The sequence below is a fragment of the Kribbella sp. NPDC051620 genome (genome assembly GCF_044453825.1).
GTDB lineage: Bacteria > Actinomycetota > Actinomycetes > Propionibacteriales > Kribbellaceae > Kribbella.
In genome coordinates this window covers 789564-803227 of sequence record NZ_JBITDB010000005.1, presented here as the reverse complement: position 1 = coordinate 803227, position 13664 = coordinate 789564, and the positions used below count along the sequence as shown (strand labels likewise).

At 67.9% G+C, this 13664-nt stretch carries 13 protein-coding genes; 2 read left to right on the top strand and 11 right to left on the bottom strand.

Annotation, left to right across the window (positions count from 1 at the left end):
* Window positions 1-33: 33 nt before the first annotated feature.
* Both ACIA12_RS28545 and ACIA12_RS28540 read left to right on the top strand, forming a co-directional pair.
* Window positions 34-1818, top strand: coding sequence for an HSP90 family protein (locus ACIA12_RS28545; RefSeq protein WP_396370130.1), 1785 nt, complete (start codon window positions 34-36; stop codon window positions 1816-1818).
* On the top strand, window positions 1815-4478 hold the full coding sequence (locus ACIA12_RS28540) for a tetratricopeptide repeat protein (RefSeq protein ID WP_396370129.1): 2664 nt from the start codon (window positions 1815-1817) through the stop codon (window positions 4476-4478). The genes ACIA12_RS28545 and ACIA12_RS28540 overlap by 4 nt, the downstream gene beginning before the upstream one ends.
* Window positions 4479-5050: 572 nt before the next feature.
* Here ACIA12_RS28540 and ACIA12_RS28535 read toward each other — a convergent pair.
* The 11 genes from ACIA12_RS28535 to ACIA12_RS28485 form a co-directional block, all read right to left on the bottom strand.
* A complete protein-coding gene (locus ACIA12_RS28535) occupies window positions 5051-5248 on the bottom strand; it encodes a hypothetical protein (RefSeq protein WP_396370128.1) in 198 nt (65 codons plus the stop codon).
* Window positions 5245-5448, bottom strand: a complete 204-nt coding sequence (locus ACIA12_RS28530) for a hypothetical protein (RefSeq protein WP_396370127.1) — start codon at window positions 5446-5448, stop codon at window positions 5245-5247. The genes ACIA12_RS28535 and ACIA12_RS28530 overlap by 4 nt, the downstream gene beginning before the upstream one ends.
* Window positions 5449-5626: 178 nt before the next feature.
* Window positions 5627-6481 carry a helix-turn-helix domain-containing protein gene (locus tag ACIA12_RS28525; protein WP_396370126.1) on the bottom strand — a complete coding sequence of 285 codons (855 nt, stop codon included), beginning with the start codon at window positions 6479-6481 and terminating at the stop codon, window positions 5627-5629.
* Between the two features lie 21 nt (window positions 6482-6502).
* Window positions 6503-7015, bottom strand: a complete 513-nt coding sequence (locus ACIA12_RS28520) for a DUF6879 family protein (protein WP_396370125.1) — start codon at window positions 7013-7015, stop codon at window positions 6503-6505.
* Window positions 7005-7241: a hypothetical protein gene (locus ACIA12_RS28515; protein WP_396370124.1), complete on the bottom strand. Its 237-nt coding sequence runs from the start codon at window positions 7239-7241 to the stop codon at window positions 7005-7007. Before ACIA12_RS28515 ends, ACIA12_RS28520 begins: the two co-directional genes overlap by 11 nt.
* A gap of 238 nt (window positions 7242-7479) precedes the next feature.
* Window positions 7480-8154 carry a hypothetical protein gene (locus ACIA12_RS28510; protein WP_396370123.1) on the bottom strand — a complete coding sequence of 225 codons (675 nt, stop codon included), beginning with the start codon at window positions 8152-8154 and terminating at the stop codon, window positions 7480-7482.
* 186 nt (window positions 8155-8340) lie between these two features.
* Complete coding sequence (locus ACIA12_RS28505) at window positions 8341-8940, bottom strand: histidine phosphatase family protein (protein WP_396370122.1); 600 nt, start codon at window positions 8938-8940, stop codon at window positions 8341-8343.
* Window positions 8931-10481 (bottom strand): glutamine-hydrolyzing GMP synthase, encoded by a 1551-nt coding sequence (gene guaA / locus ACIA12_RS28500; protein ID WP_396370121.1) that lies wholly within the window; start codon window positions 10479-10481, stop codon window positions 8931-8933. Before guaA ends, ACIA12_RS28505 begins: the two co-directional genes overlap by 10 nt.
* Window positions 10478-10630, bottom strand: a complete 153-nt coding sequence (locus tag ACIA12_RS28495; protein WP_396370120.1) for a hypothetical protein — start codon at window positions 10628-10630, stop codon at window positions 10478-10480. The genes guaA and ACIA12_RS28495 overlap by 4 nt, the downstream gene beginning before the upstream one ends.
* Complete coding sequence (locus ACIA12_RS28490; RefSeq protein WP_396370119.1) at window positions 10600-11598, bottom strand: hypothetical protein; 999 nt, start codon at window positions 11596-11598, stop codon at window positions 10600-10602. The genes ACIA12_RS28495 and ACIA12_RS28490 overlap by 31 nt, the downstream gene beginning before the upstream one ends.
* Window positions 11599-11688: 90 nt before the next feature.
* Window positions 11689-13575, bottom strand: coding sequence for a hypothetical protein (locus tag ACIA12_RS28485; RefSeq protein ID WP_396370118.1), 1887 nt, complete (start codon window positions 13573-13575; stop codon window positions 11689-11691).
* Window positions 13576-13664: the final 89 nt, after the last annotated feature.

The window sequence follows — 13664 nt, the reverse complement described above, 5'->3', positions numbered from 1 at the left end:
AGCCACTGGGGGGTGGCGATCGAAAGGGTGGGGATGGGTAGCGAGAAGTTTCAGGTCGATCTGCACGGGGTCGTCGATCTGCTGAGCAATCACCTGTACAGCAGTCCGCGGGTCTATCTGCGGGAGCTGCTGCAGAACGCCGTCGACGCGATCACCGCGCGCCGGGCCGTCGACGCCGGCGCGCCGGGGCGGATCGACGTACAGGTCGATGACCGGCGGATCAGCGTCAGCGACTCCGGGATCGGCCTGCATCCCGGCCAGGTGACCGAGCTGCTCGCGACGATCGGCCGGAGCTCCAAGCGGGACGAGATCGGCTTCGCGCGGACCGAGTTCCTCGGCCAGTTCGGGATCGGGCTGCTGTCGGCGTTCATGGTGGCCGAGCAGATCGAGGTGGTCACCCGCCCGGTCGACGGCCCCACCACGCTCTGGATCGGTACGGCGGACGGCAGCTACTCGCTCCAGGAGACCACCCCGCGCGACGACGTCGGCACCACCGTCACGCTGACCGCGAGACGCGGCGCCGAGCAGTGGTACAAGCAAGCCACCGTGATCGAGTTGATCCGCCTCTTCGGAGCCCTGCTCCCGTTGGAGATCAAGGTCAACGGCGAGCGCGTCACCGACGGCCGCGCCCCCTGGGAAGCAACCGGTACTACGCAACGCGCGGAGCTGGTCGGATACGCGCAGGACAAGTTGGGGTTCACCCCCTTCGATGTCATTCCACTCAACATCCCGGCCGCCGGGCTGACCGGTGTCGCCTTCGTGCTGCCCTTCCCCGCCAACCCGGCCGAGCGCGCGACCCATCGCGTCTACCTCAAGCGGATGCTGCTCGCGGAAGGTGTCGAGGGGCTGCTGCCCGACTGGGCGTTCTTCGTCCGCGCCGTCATCGACACCTCCGAGCTGCGACCGACCGCGAGCCGGGAGGCCCTGTTCGACGACGGAAACCTCGAGGCGACCCGGGGAGCGCTCGGCGCTCAGCTGCGCGGCTGGCTGGTCCGGCTCGGCAGTACTGATCCGCAGAAGCTGGACCGGTTCCTCGGCATCCACCAGCTCGGGGTGAAGGCACTCGCGCTGCACGACGACGAGATGCTCCGGCTGGTCTACCGGTGGCTGCGGTTCGAGACCAACCAGGGCCGGATGACCGCCGCCGAGCTGCACGAACGGCACGGCGAGATCCGTTATGTCGCGACGATCGAGGAGTTCCGTCAGCTCGCGGCCGTCGCCGCCGCGCAGCAGCTCACCGTCGTCAACGGCGGCTACACCTACGACAGCGAACTGCTCGAACGGCTGCCCGACGTCGTCCCGGACCTGACCACGAGCCGCTTCGACCCGACCGAGCTGTCGACCAGCTTCGACAGCCTGGATCCGGCGACGGAGCTGGCGTTGCGGCCGTTCGTTCGCCTTGCCCAGGATGCGTTGGACGCTGTCGGGTGTGAGGTCGTGGTGCGCGCCTTCGACCCGGCCGGGTTGCCCGCGATCTACCTGGTCGACCGGTCGGCACAGTTCGCCGCTGAGCTTCGCAGTACGAAGAGCAAGGCGGACGCGTTGTGGGCCGAGGTGCTCGGCGCGCTCGACACGCATGACGACAGCCGGCCGCAACTCGTGCTCAACCACCGCAGCCCGCTGGTACGCCGGATGGTCTCGTTGACCCATTCCGAGACAGGGCAGTCCGAGCTGACCCGGCTGGCCGTGGAAGGCCTGTACGGGCACGCGTTGATGCTCGGCTACCACCCGATCGGCCCCGCGGACTCCGCCCTGGTGAACCGCTCCTTCCTCGGCCTGCTCGACCAGGCTGTTCCCTCGCAGGAGGACCCGCGATGAGTGATGACCTGGTCGATCGGCTGCAGCGGGCGGAGAGTACGCCGTACGGGAAAGCACGGTCTTCGTTGCTGGAGGATGTCGTCCGCCGGGCCGACGCGGCCGAGAACCGGGAGCTGTCGTTCTACTCGCGGCTCAGCCTGGTCACGGCGTACGTGATGGGTGGCGAGGCGCGGAAGTCGCTGGTGCCGTTCGCGCGGTGCGTGGCCGACTGGGATGCGGAGCCGGAGCGGTACAGCGATCACACGCATACCTTCCTGTGGACGTTCAAGTACGCGCCGAGCACGTTGAGCCAGTTCCCCGAGGTGCCGCTGGCGCAGACGTACGGCGTACTGGACGACATGGAGCGGCGGTGGCGCACGGGCGGGCACAGCATGCATGCGGTGCACCAGTACCGGTGGCTGGTCGCCAGTCATGTCGGTGATGCCGAGACGGCGGCCGAGCAGTACCGGCTCTGGTCGACTGCTCCGCGCGACTCGTTGTCGGACTGCGTCGGGTGCGATCCGACCTCGAAGGTCAGCCACCTGATCGACATCGGTTGGCCGGCCGACGCGGTGGCGCTCGCTGTCGGCGTACTGGACGGAACGCTGACCTGCAACGAGCAACCCCAGCAGATGCTGACCGCGTTGCTCCCGGCTTATGTTGCCGAGGGCATGTATTCGGAAGCGGTCGACGCCCATCGCCGGTCGTACCGGGCGCTCCGCAACCTCCCCGGCGAGCTGAAGGCCTACGCCGACCACGTCGTCTTCCTTGCCCGAACCGGCAACGAAACAAAGGCAATCGAGCTGGTCGAGCGGCATCTGGCCGACCTCGACGACCCGCCGACCACGCTGGCCGAGATGAACTTCGCCGCGGCCGCGTCGCTGGCCCTGCGACGAGTCGGCTCGCTGATGATCCGGCGGCCGCAGGGCGACGACGTACCGGCATCTCAGCTCGCCGAGGAACTGGCTGACCGGGCACTCGGCCTCGCGGCCCGTTTCGACGAGCGCAACGGGACCACGCATCAGAGCGAGGTCATCCAGTCCGTACTCACGGCTGAGCCCTGGGTCGAGTACCTACCGTTGTCCGAGACAGCCCGCCGCGCTCGGGCCCGGTCCCAAACCAAACCCGAACCACAGCAGGCGGAACCCTTCCAGCCCGCGGTCGTTGCCCAGGGCAGCGAATGGCTGGACCACGCCGAAGAGGCCTGGCACCGCTATCACCGCGACGAAGCCATCGCCGCTTACAAGTCGTTCGAAGCCGAGGTCCCCGAGGAAGCTCGCACTCCGCTCGACCGGGCCCGCCTCCTGGACCTCCAAGGCCTGACCTCCCAGGACAACCCAGAGTTTGCTCTGGAGTCGTGGCGCACCGCCCTGGCGCTCTACGCCGACCTCGGCGAAGAAGCCCGGCTCCTGCGCAACCGTGCGCGGATCGCCCGGATGCTAGGCCACCAAGGCCAGATCGAAGAGGCCCTCGCCACCGGCGAGCAGCCGATGCGCTGGCTGATCGCCAACGACGAACCCCGCCGCCGCGCGGGCTGGCAGGACTCGCTGGCCACGCTGTACGCCCAGGCCGGCCGCTTCGAAGATGCCGTCGCCGAACTGGAGGCCGCCCGCCAGCTCCCCGAGACCGACGCCGACCAACTGGCCAGCTCATCGATCCTCCTCAGCAACCTCCTGGTCCAACTGGACCGGCTGGAAGAAGCCGAGGCAGCTGCGACTGTCGGCGTGACCGCTAGCGACGACGTGGCGCGGTCGGTGGCCTACCGCCAACGCGGCCGGGTCCGAACCAAACTGGATCGCGCAGCGGAGGCTGTCGACGATCTGGAAGAGGCGATCGCGATCGCGGCCGGCCTCCCGGTCTCGCAGCCGCACGTCGCCTTCGGCCAGGTCGACCTGGCCCGCGCCTACCTCATGTCCGGCCGCCCGCTGGAGGCAGCCGAGACGGCCGAAGAGGCCTCGCCGGTACTGGAGAGCGAGCCCGACTTCGCCTGGACCCTGGCCGACGCGCGCGGCGTACTGGTCGACGCCTACCGCGCCCTCGGCGAACTGGACGCCGCGCTGGCCAAGGTCCGCGCCCAGCTCACCGACGCTCCCGAGGAGGCGCATCCGCACTGGCTCGGCCTGCTCCGCAAGGACGAAGGCATGCTGCTGGAACGGCTTGACCGCGACGAGGAGGCTGTCGACGCGCTGGTCGCCGCGGCCGAGTACTTCGAAGCCGCCGAGCAGCCGATCGAGTACGTCCAGGCGATCCGTCTCGCCGGCCAGTCAGCCCGCTACTGCGGCAACTTCCCGCTGGTACCGGAACTCCTGGCCAAGGCCCAACCAGTACTCGATGCCCTGCCGTCAGCCGACGAGGCGGTCATCTTCCAACAGGCCGGCATCCACTGGGACCTAGCCATGCTGGAACTCCAAAAGGGCGACCCCGCCGCAGCGGTAGCCAAGGCCCACCAAGCAGCCAGCTACTACGAACGGGGCAGCTTCAACACCCAACTAACCAACGCCAAACTCCTCATAGCCGAGCACGGCACCACAGACGACGCCCTACCCCGCGAAATCTTCAACTCAACCCACCCCGGCGACGACTTCTGGTACCGCGCCGGCTACCTCCTACTAGACCGCCTCCGAACCCAAGGCCGCACCGAAGAGGCAAACGCCCTAGAGGCCCAACTCACCAACCAATAACCAGCTCGTGACGCTTCGCGTTACCTCGCCACCTTCCACCAACGAAAAACAGCCTCGTGACGCTTCGCGTCACCTCGGCACCTCCAAATGAAGGAGTACTAGCCCGCCGCGTCCGGGCTCGTGACGCTTCGCGTCACCTCGCTACCTTCAAACGAAGGAGTACAACCCGGCCCAGCCGGCGTTGGGCTCGTGATGCTTCGCATCACCTCGCCACCTCCAACGAACGAGAACTGCCTCGTGACGCTTCGCGTCACCTCGGCACCTCCAAACGAAGGCGTACTTGCCCCGCCCGTCCGGGCTCGTGACGCTTCGCGTCACCTCGCAGCCAAACCGGCGAGGACATGCAACCCGTGACCATGCCTGCAGGCAGGCCCGTTGCCGCCCGAACACGCCGAGCCGGTACTGGGCTGAGGAGCTCGGGAGGAGCGACGGGAGCGCGGGCGGCCTGCTACTGAACCGCTCGCAGCCAGCGCAGGCGCTGACCGGCTTCAGATCGTCACTGGCTACATGCCCGACGGCAGTGAAACCAACCTGGGTGGATACCCGCCAAAGCAGGTGGTACCTCTCCAGGTCTACTTGACGAGCTCGATGGGCCTGTAGTGCGAAGAATCCCACCACGTGTCGAGCACCTCGTTGCCGGCGTCGTACTGGATGTGCACCTCGTGTTCCTCGTCCTTCGGGCGCCCGCACCTGCCCCGGTCACGGCAGATTCCGAACGTCCAGTACCACTCGTACTCCGGCGTTCCACGGACCGGCAGCTTCGCCGTCACGGCATTTCCGGGTTGCCGTTGCGCTCCCCCGCCGAGCTTGAGCAAAGGATCGGCCACCGCCGGTGGTCCAGCCGGACCTCAAGCTGCGGCCTGGGTGGCGGCAAGATCACCTCACGGATTGCTCCGACGATCTCGGCGTCCGGCCGGCCGCTCGCCAGGATGCCCCGAACCTTGTCCAGCCATCCGCTCTCATCGATCAACTCCTGCGCCCCTGTTCGCCCGGCGGCGGACCCGCCTCGGTGGATGGGCTAGGACGACAGGGCAGAGAGCCACGCACCGCCCGGCGCGTGCTCGGGGCTCGCCTGCCGCCCTAACCGTAGAGCGACCGTACGGGCTCAAATTGCGCGGGAGCTACGTGCTTGCACGAACTTGCACAGGCTATTCGAGGGCGTCGATGGCGGCCGTGATCAGGCGGCGTGCGGGAGCGCCGAAGACGGCGAGCTCGTTGAGCCTCGCGAACGCGTCGGCGTACATCGCGACCTCGCTCGGCTGAGTGATGGTCAGGTATCCCGAGATCAGCTCGACGCTGACCTGGGCGTCGTCGAAGATCCAGAAGTCCTCGACCGGCCAGATCGCGTTCCGCACGATCCCCATCGGCAAGATCCCGAGCGACACCGACGGCAGCTCCCCGATCGTGAGCAGATGTCCCAGCTGGCCGGCCATCGCGTCCGCGGAGCCGATCACATTGCGCAGGACCGACTCCTCGATCAGTACGGCGAAGGTGTGACCGCCTTCGTGCAGCAGCCGCAGCCGGTCCGTGCGCACCTTCACCGCCTCCTCGACGTCATCGGGGAGGTTGCGGCGCTCCATGAACGATCGCAACACCGCGCGCGTGTAGCTGGCGGTCTGAACAGCGCCCGGGACAAGCCACGGCGAGTAAGTGCGGAAGCGTCGGGTCCGCTCCCACAGCGGCAGAACGGACTCCTGAGACCGCTTGAGGCCGGTCTTCTCCATCCGTCGCCACTCGACGAACATCCCCTCGATCGTCTCCATCGAGGCGATCAGGTCGGCGGTCTGCTCGACGGCACCGCATTCGTCGGCCCACACCCGCAGGTCCTCGGCCGACGGGGCCGTCTTGCCGGCCTCAATCCGCGACACCTTCGACTCATGCCAACCGCAACGCGCAGCGAGCGCCCGTCCCGTGAGCCCGGATGTTCTCCGGATCTCACCGAGACGGGCGCCTAGGTCACGCCTGGCCTGCTGGGCGCCCGAGTATGGAGGTGGTGTCGGCAATTGGGGATGTGCCCCTCTGGTTCAGCTGGGTCGGTACTCCTGATGCGGGATCGCTCGCTCCCAGACTGAATCAAACGCGGCCGCGCACAGCTTCGCCAACTCGGGGTCGTCGGTACGTTCCTCCCCGACCCAGTCCCCGTTCCCGTCGAAGTGGTTCCACACGACGATCCGCTCGTCGAACACCCAGTAGTCGGTCGGCGGTACGGTCAGACCCGCAGTCCGATGCCGAGGTAGCCACCGCACGAGCTCGCCGGCTGCCACGTTGTGATCAGCGGTGACGTCATACTCGAACCGGATGTAGTCGCTGATCGGCTCCGAGACGATCCTGGCCCGACGGACCTGGACGCCGCGGCCGGTGGTCTCCTTCATCAGGTCGTGCCAGTCGGCCCACCGCTCAGCCGGGTTGAAGCGCCCGCCTGCTCGCCACTCGATCCAGTCCGGATCATCCGGGGTATAGCTGTCCCGGGTCTCCAGATGCATCGCGCTCCGCTCAGCCTCACGGAACAACCGGTACGTCGCAGGCTCAGCTGTCACCGATCGCGTCCTTCAGAATCGGCACCATGCGGGCCGGCAGGCGCAGTACCGTCTCGTGGTCCGGGATCGTCTCCCACTTCGGCCCCGTCGCAGCGACGTCAGCCATCCCAGCCTCGTCCATCTTCCAGCCCTGAATCACGAGACTGCCGTCAGCATCGTCCACCCACACAGTGGGAGAACCGGTGTTCGGCGTATTCGGGTCGACGCCGACAAAGCGTAAGGCCATGGCTGCCACCTCTTCCAAGGATCGGAGCTTGCATGCCCTTGCAGCATAGTTCGATCCGGGTTCCGGGTGCCCTCATCCGGCGAGTCTCAGGCGGTCGCTGTCTTAGAAGACGCCCTCTCGCGGAACGACGGCGCTCATGCTCGCGACGAGCGCGCTCTAAACAACCTGGCTTGCTCATGCCCCACTTGGACGCCCACAGCCCCGCGAGAATGCCGCGACTGTGGACGTCAGGAGCGGGTTAGGAGCCAGTGACCTGGCGGTTGGACATCAGGGCGTCGGTGATTAGTTCGTCGCGGAAGCGTTGGCCTAGGGGGACTGTGGTGTGGACGCCGTCTCGGACGTAGTGGCGGGTGGACTTCACGGTGGCGATGAATTCGGCCCAGCGGACTACGTGGAGGTTGGGGTAGCGGCGTTCTGCGTCGTCTAACTGGCGGTTGACCCAGTTGGTGTTGCGGCGGTCAGCCCGTTGGGCCAGGTCGGACTCGCGGGTGCGGCATACGTAGGCGTTGACCCAGAAGACCTCGCGGGCCGGGCCGATGATTCGCATCGCCCGGTCGACCTGGGGGCCGAAGGCGGGGGGCTTGAAGATGTCGTTGGAGCCGACTGCCATCACGATCCGGCTCGGCAGTCCGTACTTCGCCTTCCAGCGTTCCAACGCGTCGACCGCAGCCTCGGTCGGCTGGCCGGCCCAGTTGTGCATGGCCATCGGCTTGTGGGTCAGCGTGAGCACCCGACGGGCCAGGTGGTTGCCGTCCTGGACCATGATGCTGTCGCCGAACAGGAAGATGCCGTCGGCCGCGATCACCCGGCGGATCTGGTCGTCGGACGAGATCGAGGTGTTCAGCCCCTCCCACGGGTCGAGCTGCCCCGAGCCGTAGGTGTCCGCCGAGACCGAGTTCGACGTCGCGACCATCGCCGCACCCGTGGCAACCGCGGCTGCCCCGAATCCGAGCAAACGACGGCGTGACAGCCTCACCCCACCCACAGACGTCCCCACAATCCCTACTCTGCGTCTCGACTCACGGCCTCACAACCGATCCCCCCGAATTCTGCAGGAACTCTCAGCAATCCACCACATGGCAGCCGGACTCGCGGGGTCCTACACGCTGCCGAAGGCCGGTCCGTCGTCCGTCAACTGGTCCCCCGCCAAGGCGATTCGCCGACCGTCCGCGTTCAGAGGCCGACCGGCTGTCGCGGTTGCCGTGAGTTCGGCCACGGCCCGGAGGACGCCTGCATGGGCGACCACGAGGACCACAGGCGCGAGAACGGCAGCACTCTTCAGGCCTCGCTGAACTCGGGAGCTGAACAGCTCCAAGGGTTCGCTGTCACCCGGCAGGGCAGTCGAGGTGCCGTCTCGCCAGGCTGTCAGGGCGCCGGGAAAGGCGGTCTCGATCTCGGTGCCGGTGAGGCCGGCGAGGGTTCTGCTCCACCGTTCTCGCAGGTCTGCTGACTCCGCCGGCTCGGCGAGGCCCAGGGCCTTGGCGACGATTGCGGCGGTCTCTCGTGCCGGACTCAGGTCGGAGCAGCTCACCGCCCCGATTCCGGCGTCCCGGCAGCGTTGAGCCAGCTCGGCTGCTTGCCGCCTGCCGAGCCGGCTCAACGGTGGATCTGCTTGCCCGGCCCATCGGCCGTCCGCGTTCCAGGTCGACTGACCGTGGCGGACGACGATGAGCTGGACCGTGGTGGGGACTACTCCCACTCGATGGTGCCCGGCGGCTTGCTGGTGATGTCGAGGGTGACGCGGTTGATCTCGTCCACCTCGTTGGTGATCCGGGTGGAGATCTTCTCCAGTACTTCGTACGGCAGGCGGGCCCAGTCGGCCGTCATCGCGTCCTCGCTGGTGACCGGGCGCAGCACGACCGGGTGGCCGTAGGTGCGGCCGTCACCCTGGACGCCGACCGAGCGGACGTCGGCGAGCAGCACCACCGGGAACTGCCAGATGTCGCGGTCCAGGCCGGCCGCGGTCAGCTCGGTGCGGGCGATCAGGTCGGCCGCGCGGAGGATCTCCAGCCGGTCCTTGGTGACCTCGCCGATGATCCGGATCGACAGGCCCGGCCCCGGGAACGGGTGCCGGTAGACCAGCGACTCGGGCAGCCCGAGGGCGATACCGAGCTCGCGGACCTCGTCCTTGAACAGCGTCCGCAGCGGCTCGATCAGCGAGAACTGCAGGTCGTCCGGCAGCCCGCCGACGTTGTGGTGGGACTTGATGTTGGCCGTGCCGGTACCACCGCCGGACTCGACCACGTCCGGGTACAGGGTGCCCTGGACCAGGAACTCGATGTGCCGCTCGGCGTCCAGCTTGCGGGCGGTCGCCTCGAACGTGCGGATGAACTCGCGGCCGACGATCTTGCGCTTCTGCTCCGGCTCGGTGACACCGGCCAGCGCACCGAGGAACTGGTCCTCCGCGTCGACGACCTCGAGCCGGGTGCCGGTGACCGCGACGAAGTCCTTCTCGATCTGGTCGGACTCACCGGCCCGCTGCAGGCCGTGGTCGACGTACACGCAGGTGAGCTGGTCGCCGATCGCCTTGCTCACCAGGGCCGCCGCGACGGCGGAGTCGACGCCGCCGGACAGCGCGCACAGCACCTGCTTGTCGCCGACCTGCTTGCGGATCAGCTCGACCTGCTCGTCGACCAGGTTGGTGGTCGTCCAGTCGCCCTTGCAGCCGGCGATGTCGTAGAGGAAGTGCTCGAGCACGGCCTGCCCGGCCTGCGAGTGCAGCACCTCCGGGTGCCACTGCACACCGGCGAGCTTGCGGTCCAGGTCCTCGAAGGCTGCCACCGGCGCACCCTCGGAAGCGGCCAGTACGTCGAACCCGGCGGGCGCGGCGTGCACCGCGTCACCGTGGGACATCCAGACGCTCAGGTCCTCGGGGATACCGGCCAGCAGCGTCCCGGCCGCACCGACGGTGACCGGGGTCCGGCCGAACTCGCGCAGCCCCGTACGCCGGACGTCGCCGCCGAGCGTCTGCGCCATCGCCTGGAACCCGTAGCAGATCCCGAACGCGGGCACCCCGGCCTCGAACAGCCCCGACTCGACCCGCGGCGCGCCCTCGGCGTACACCGACTGGGGTCCGCCGGACAGGATGATCGCCTTCGGCTTGCGGGCCAGCATCTCCTCGACCGCCATCGACGACGGCACGATCTCGGAGTACACATTGGCCTCGCGCACCCGGCGCGCGATCAACTGCGCGTACTGCGCCCCGAAGTCGACGACCAGAACCAGCTCATGCTCAGTCACTTGTCAAGGGTATCGGTGCAGGTCAGCTCGGCTGTAATCGCGCTCGCCACCAGCATCCGGGCAGGCGCCCGGAACGACAACAACTCGATCATCGGCAGCTCAGCCTCCACCGCCCGTACTACGGCCAGCAACGGCGCGGCACATTCCACCGCAACCCGAGCCTCCAACCGAGCCAGCCCGGCCCCCAGACACCGATGAACCCCAACCCCGAACGCCAAATCCGCCGGCCCACCATGCCCCGACAACCCCAGCAGCAAGGGCGCCCCGGCAGGCAACTCAACCCCACCAACGCTGGCAGGCCCAGCCGTAACCCGCCGCCAGGCAGGCACCGAAGACGCCTCCCGCAACACCAACTCAACAAGAGCAGCCGCATCAGCCTCCCCACCACCGGTGTCGACACCACTACCCTGGCCCGCCCCTCTGCGGCCGGCCGGCCCACCCTCTCCTCCTCCTCCTCCTCCCGCCCCGCCGCAGGCGGGGCGGCGGCGGTGAGTATGCGGTGGAAAGCGGTTGAGATGAGTTGGGTGGTGGTTTCCTGGCCGGCGATCAGCAGGAAGTAGGCGACTGCGCAGATCTCTTCATCGCTCAGCCCGAGCGCGACCAGCACACCGAACAGGTCGTCGCCGGGCACCCGCCGTGCATCGATTACCCGCTGACGTAACCATCCGTAGAACTCTGCCGCACTGTGCGCGAGTTCCAACTGTCTGTCCTCGTCCGGCCAGCCCCAGAACAACTCGAGCGACTCCCGGCTCCACGCCTTCAGCTCCGGTACGTCGACATCGTTCAACCCGAGCAAATGCAGCAACACCAACGCGGGCGGCTCCGCGGCAACCGCCTCGACCAGATCAACCGGACCGGACTCCAATGCCACCAGGGCCGCCTCGACCCGTTCGGAGACCAGCCGACGCGTCAACGGCTCGATAGCCGCAACCCGCGCCGGGCTGAAGAAGCGTGCGACCGCGGCACGGATCGGCCGATGCGACGCCCCGGCGTTGTTCGCCAGCGTCGGCGGCAACGCGAAGCCGGCACCTTGCAGCACCCGCAGTGCCTTTACGCTCAACGCAGTGTGAGCAACCACCGCATTGTCCGGCCGAAACGTCGCCGGATCGAGCAACACCTCACGGACCTCATCCGGCTCGTCGACGACCCACATACCCAGCGATTCGTCGTACCGGGCAGGGCAGTGGGTCACCGAACGAGTGTAGATCTAGCCCAGCGGTGTGATGCGTGCAGTCCAGTCCGCGCCGATCGTCGCGAGCGCGTTGCCAGAGACATCGAACCCGAGCCGCGTTTCACCAACTGCGCTAGGCGTACCCGTCACCAGATCAAGAACCCGCACCTGACGCAGCGCCGGATCCCCAGGTTGCTGGACCGTGTACGCCGCCTTGGACCCACCCACCTTGAGCTGCCCGAACCCCAACTCCCCGCCGAGCGCCACGCCCTCGGTCACGACCCCGGTCGCCAAGTTGCGGTAACCGATCCGATAGCCCGCATCCGTGTAGCTCAGCCAGACCAGGTACTGCGAGTCCGCATCCGCCACCACCGGCAGCTCCGACCCCGCCGGCCGCATCACCAGCTCCGTCCCGGTCGCCAGATCCTTCTGCACGATCGCGAAGTCGTCGTCGTAGTGATAAAGCTTGCCATCGGCAACAGGCAGGAAGTCCTCCTCGCCCAGCACCGTGTTCGTCCCGGTCGCCTGGTCGTACAGCATCGCGGTCTGGTCCGAGTAGAGGTCCTCGCAAACCCCATTCTGACAAGGCGGTCCGGCGTACTGCTCCCGCGTCCACCGCACCCATCGCCCGCTCACGCTCATCGGGTAGTCCGGCGAAGCGCGCAACCCTTCCTGGTTCGAGACGAAGACCAGCGACTGGCTTCCGTTCGGCGAGATCAGCCGGAGATCGCCGTGCGCGTCGAGATACGCCGTACTCCGGTTCTCCGTCGTCACCTGCGTCGCCCGATCAACCGGTGCGACCGTGGTCTCGGCACCGAGCTTGATCGCACCGGCCTCCACCTTGTAGCTGCGCTGATACAGCGTGTCCTTGCCGCGCCCGTCGCTGTAGAACACCCGATCAGCGCCGAGCGCAACCGCCCCCGTGACCGGCACGAGCCGCTGAACAGCCTGTACCCGCGCCTTGGTCGCGGTTGAGCTGACAGCCACAGCCTTCACGATCGAGGCCGGCTCGCCCGGTACGTCGTACACGAACTTGGTCCCGTTGGAGACAACCGTCCTGGTCCCGGCCAGCGAGGTCGCGGCGCCGCCCGCAGTAATCGAGCCCGAGGTGCAGTCGTCTCCAGAGCCCAGTGAGCAGACGTCCCAGCCGACCGACGTACCGGCAACAGCAGTTCGCGAAATGCGCCCCGATACCTCGCCGATCGCATGCCCCGAATCAGCGGCCCCGAGCGTCGCCAGCCAGATCTCGCTGCCACCCGTAGCCGGGTTGAAGCGCGCCCAGCCGGCATGCGTCGCGGACAGCGAGTACGCCCAGACACTCCCCGCCGGCACCTCGCCCAGCACAACCTGCGCGGACGGCGCGGCGTACGGGACGTAGGTGACCGTGATCTTCCCATCGGTCGGCTCACCCGGCGCGATCAGATAGCCGGCCGGTCCGGTCGCGACGATCTGGTTCCCAGCCGGATAGCCGGGCGAGCTGACCACGCAACCGCTGGCGGAGACATCGACCCGCCGCCCGTCCGCGCTGATCCACCCGAACGGCGTCACCGCGCGAACCGCAAGATCCGACTGGTCGACGCCACCATCGTCGGCCGGCTCCGGCGTACCAACCGGGCACGTCCTGACCAGCGGATCACCGATCACCTGGTACTTCGTCTGCAGCCCCGGACTGTAGACCTTGTCCCCGGAGAGCCGCCCAAAAGCCACCCCGTACGCCGCTGCGCCGACAGGCTTGACCCATGTCGTCGCCGGCGTCGGGTCGCCCACCCGCCCCACCTGATAGAGCGTGCCCGCCGCCGAAGCCCCGAGCACCCTGATCCGCGGCTGCTCCGACCGCACCCCATTGAGCTTCTTCGTCCCCACCGGATCCGCGGCTGCAGGCCCCGCCATCCCCGTCCCCAGCAGACCCGCTAGTACCGCCATCGATCCCGCCCGGCGCGCACGCACGCGCCACCCCACTACTGTCATCAATCCCCCAACGTAGATCGGACCCTGCTCTGTCCTACCCGCAG

Bases quoted from the DNA above. Each gene is read 5' to 3' on its own strand.
- ACIA12_RS28545 (WP_396370130.1), top strand. From the start codon at position 34: ATGGGTAGCGAGAAGTTTCAGGTCGATCTGCACGGGGTCGTCGATCTG.
- ACIA12_RS28540 (WP_396370129.1), top strand. From the start codon at position 1,815: ATGAGTGATGACCTGGTCGATCGGCTGCAGCGGGCGGAGAGTACGCCG.
- ACIA12_RS28515 (WP_396370124.1), bottom strand. From the start codon at position 7,241: ATGGCCTTACGCTTTGTCGGCGTCGACCCGAATACGCCGAACACCGGT.
- ACIA12_RS28510 (WP_396370123.1), bottom strand. From the start codon at position 8,154: ATGGTCGCGACGTCGAACTCGGTCTCGGCGGACACCTACGGCTCGGGG.
- ACIA12_RS28485 (WP_396370118.1), bottom strand. From the start codon at position 13,575: ATGGCGGTACTAGCGGGTCTGCTGGGGACGGGGATGGCGGGGCCTGCA.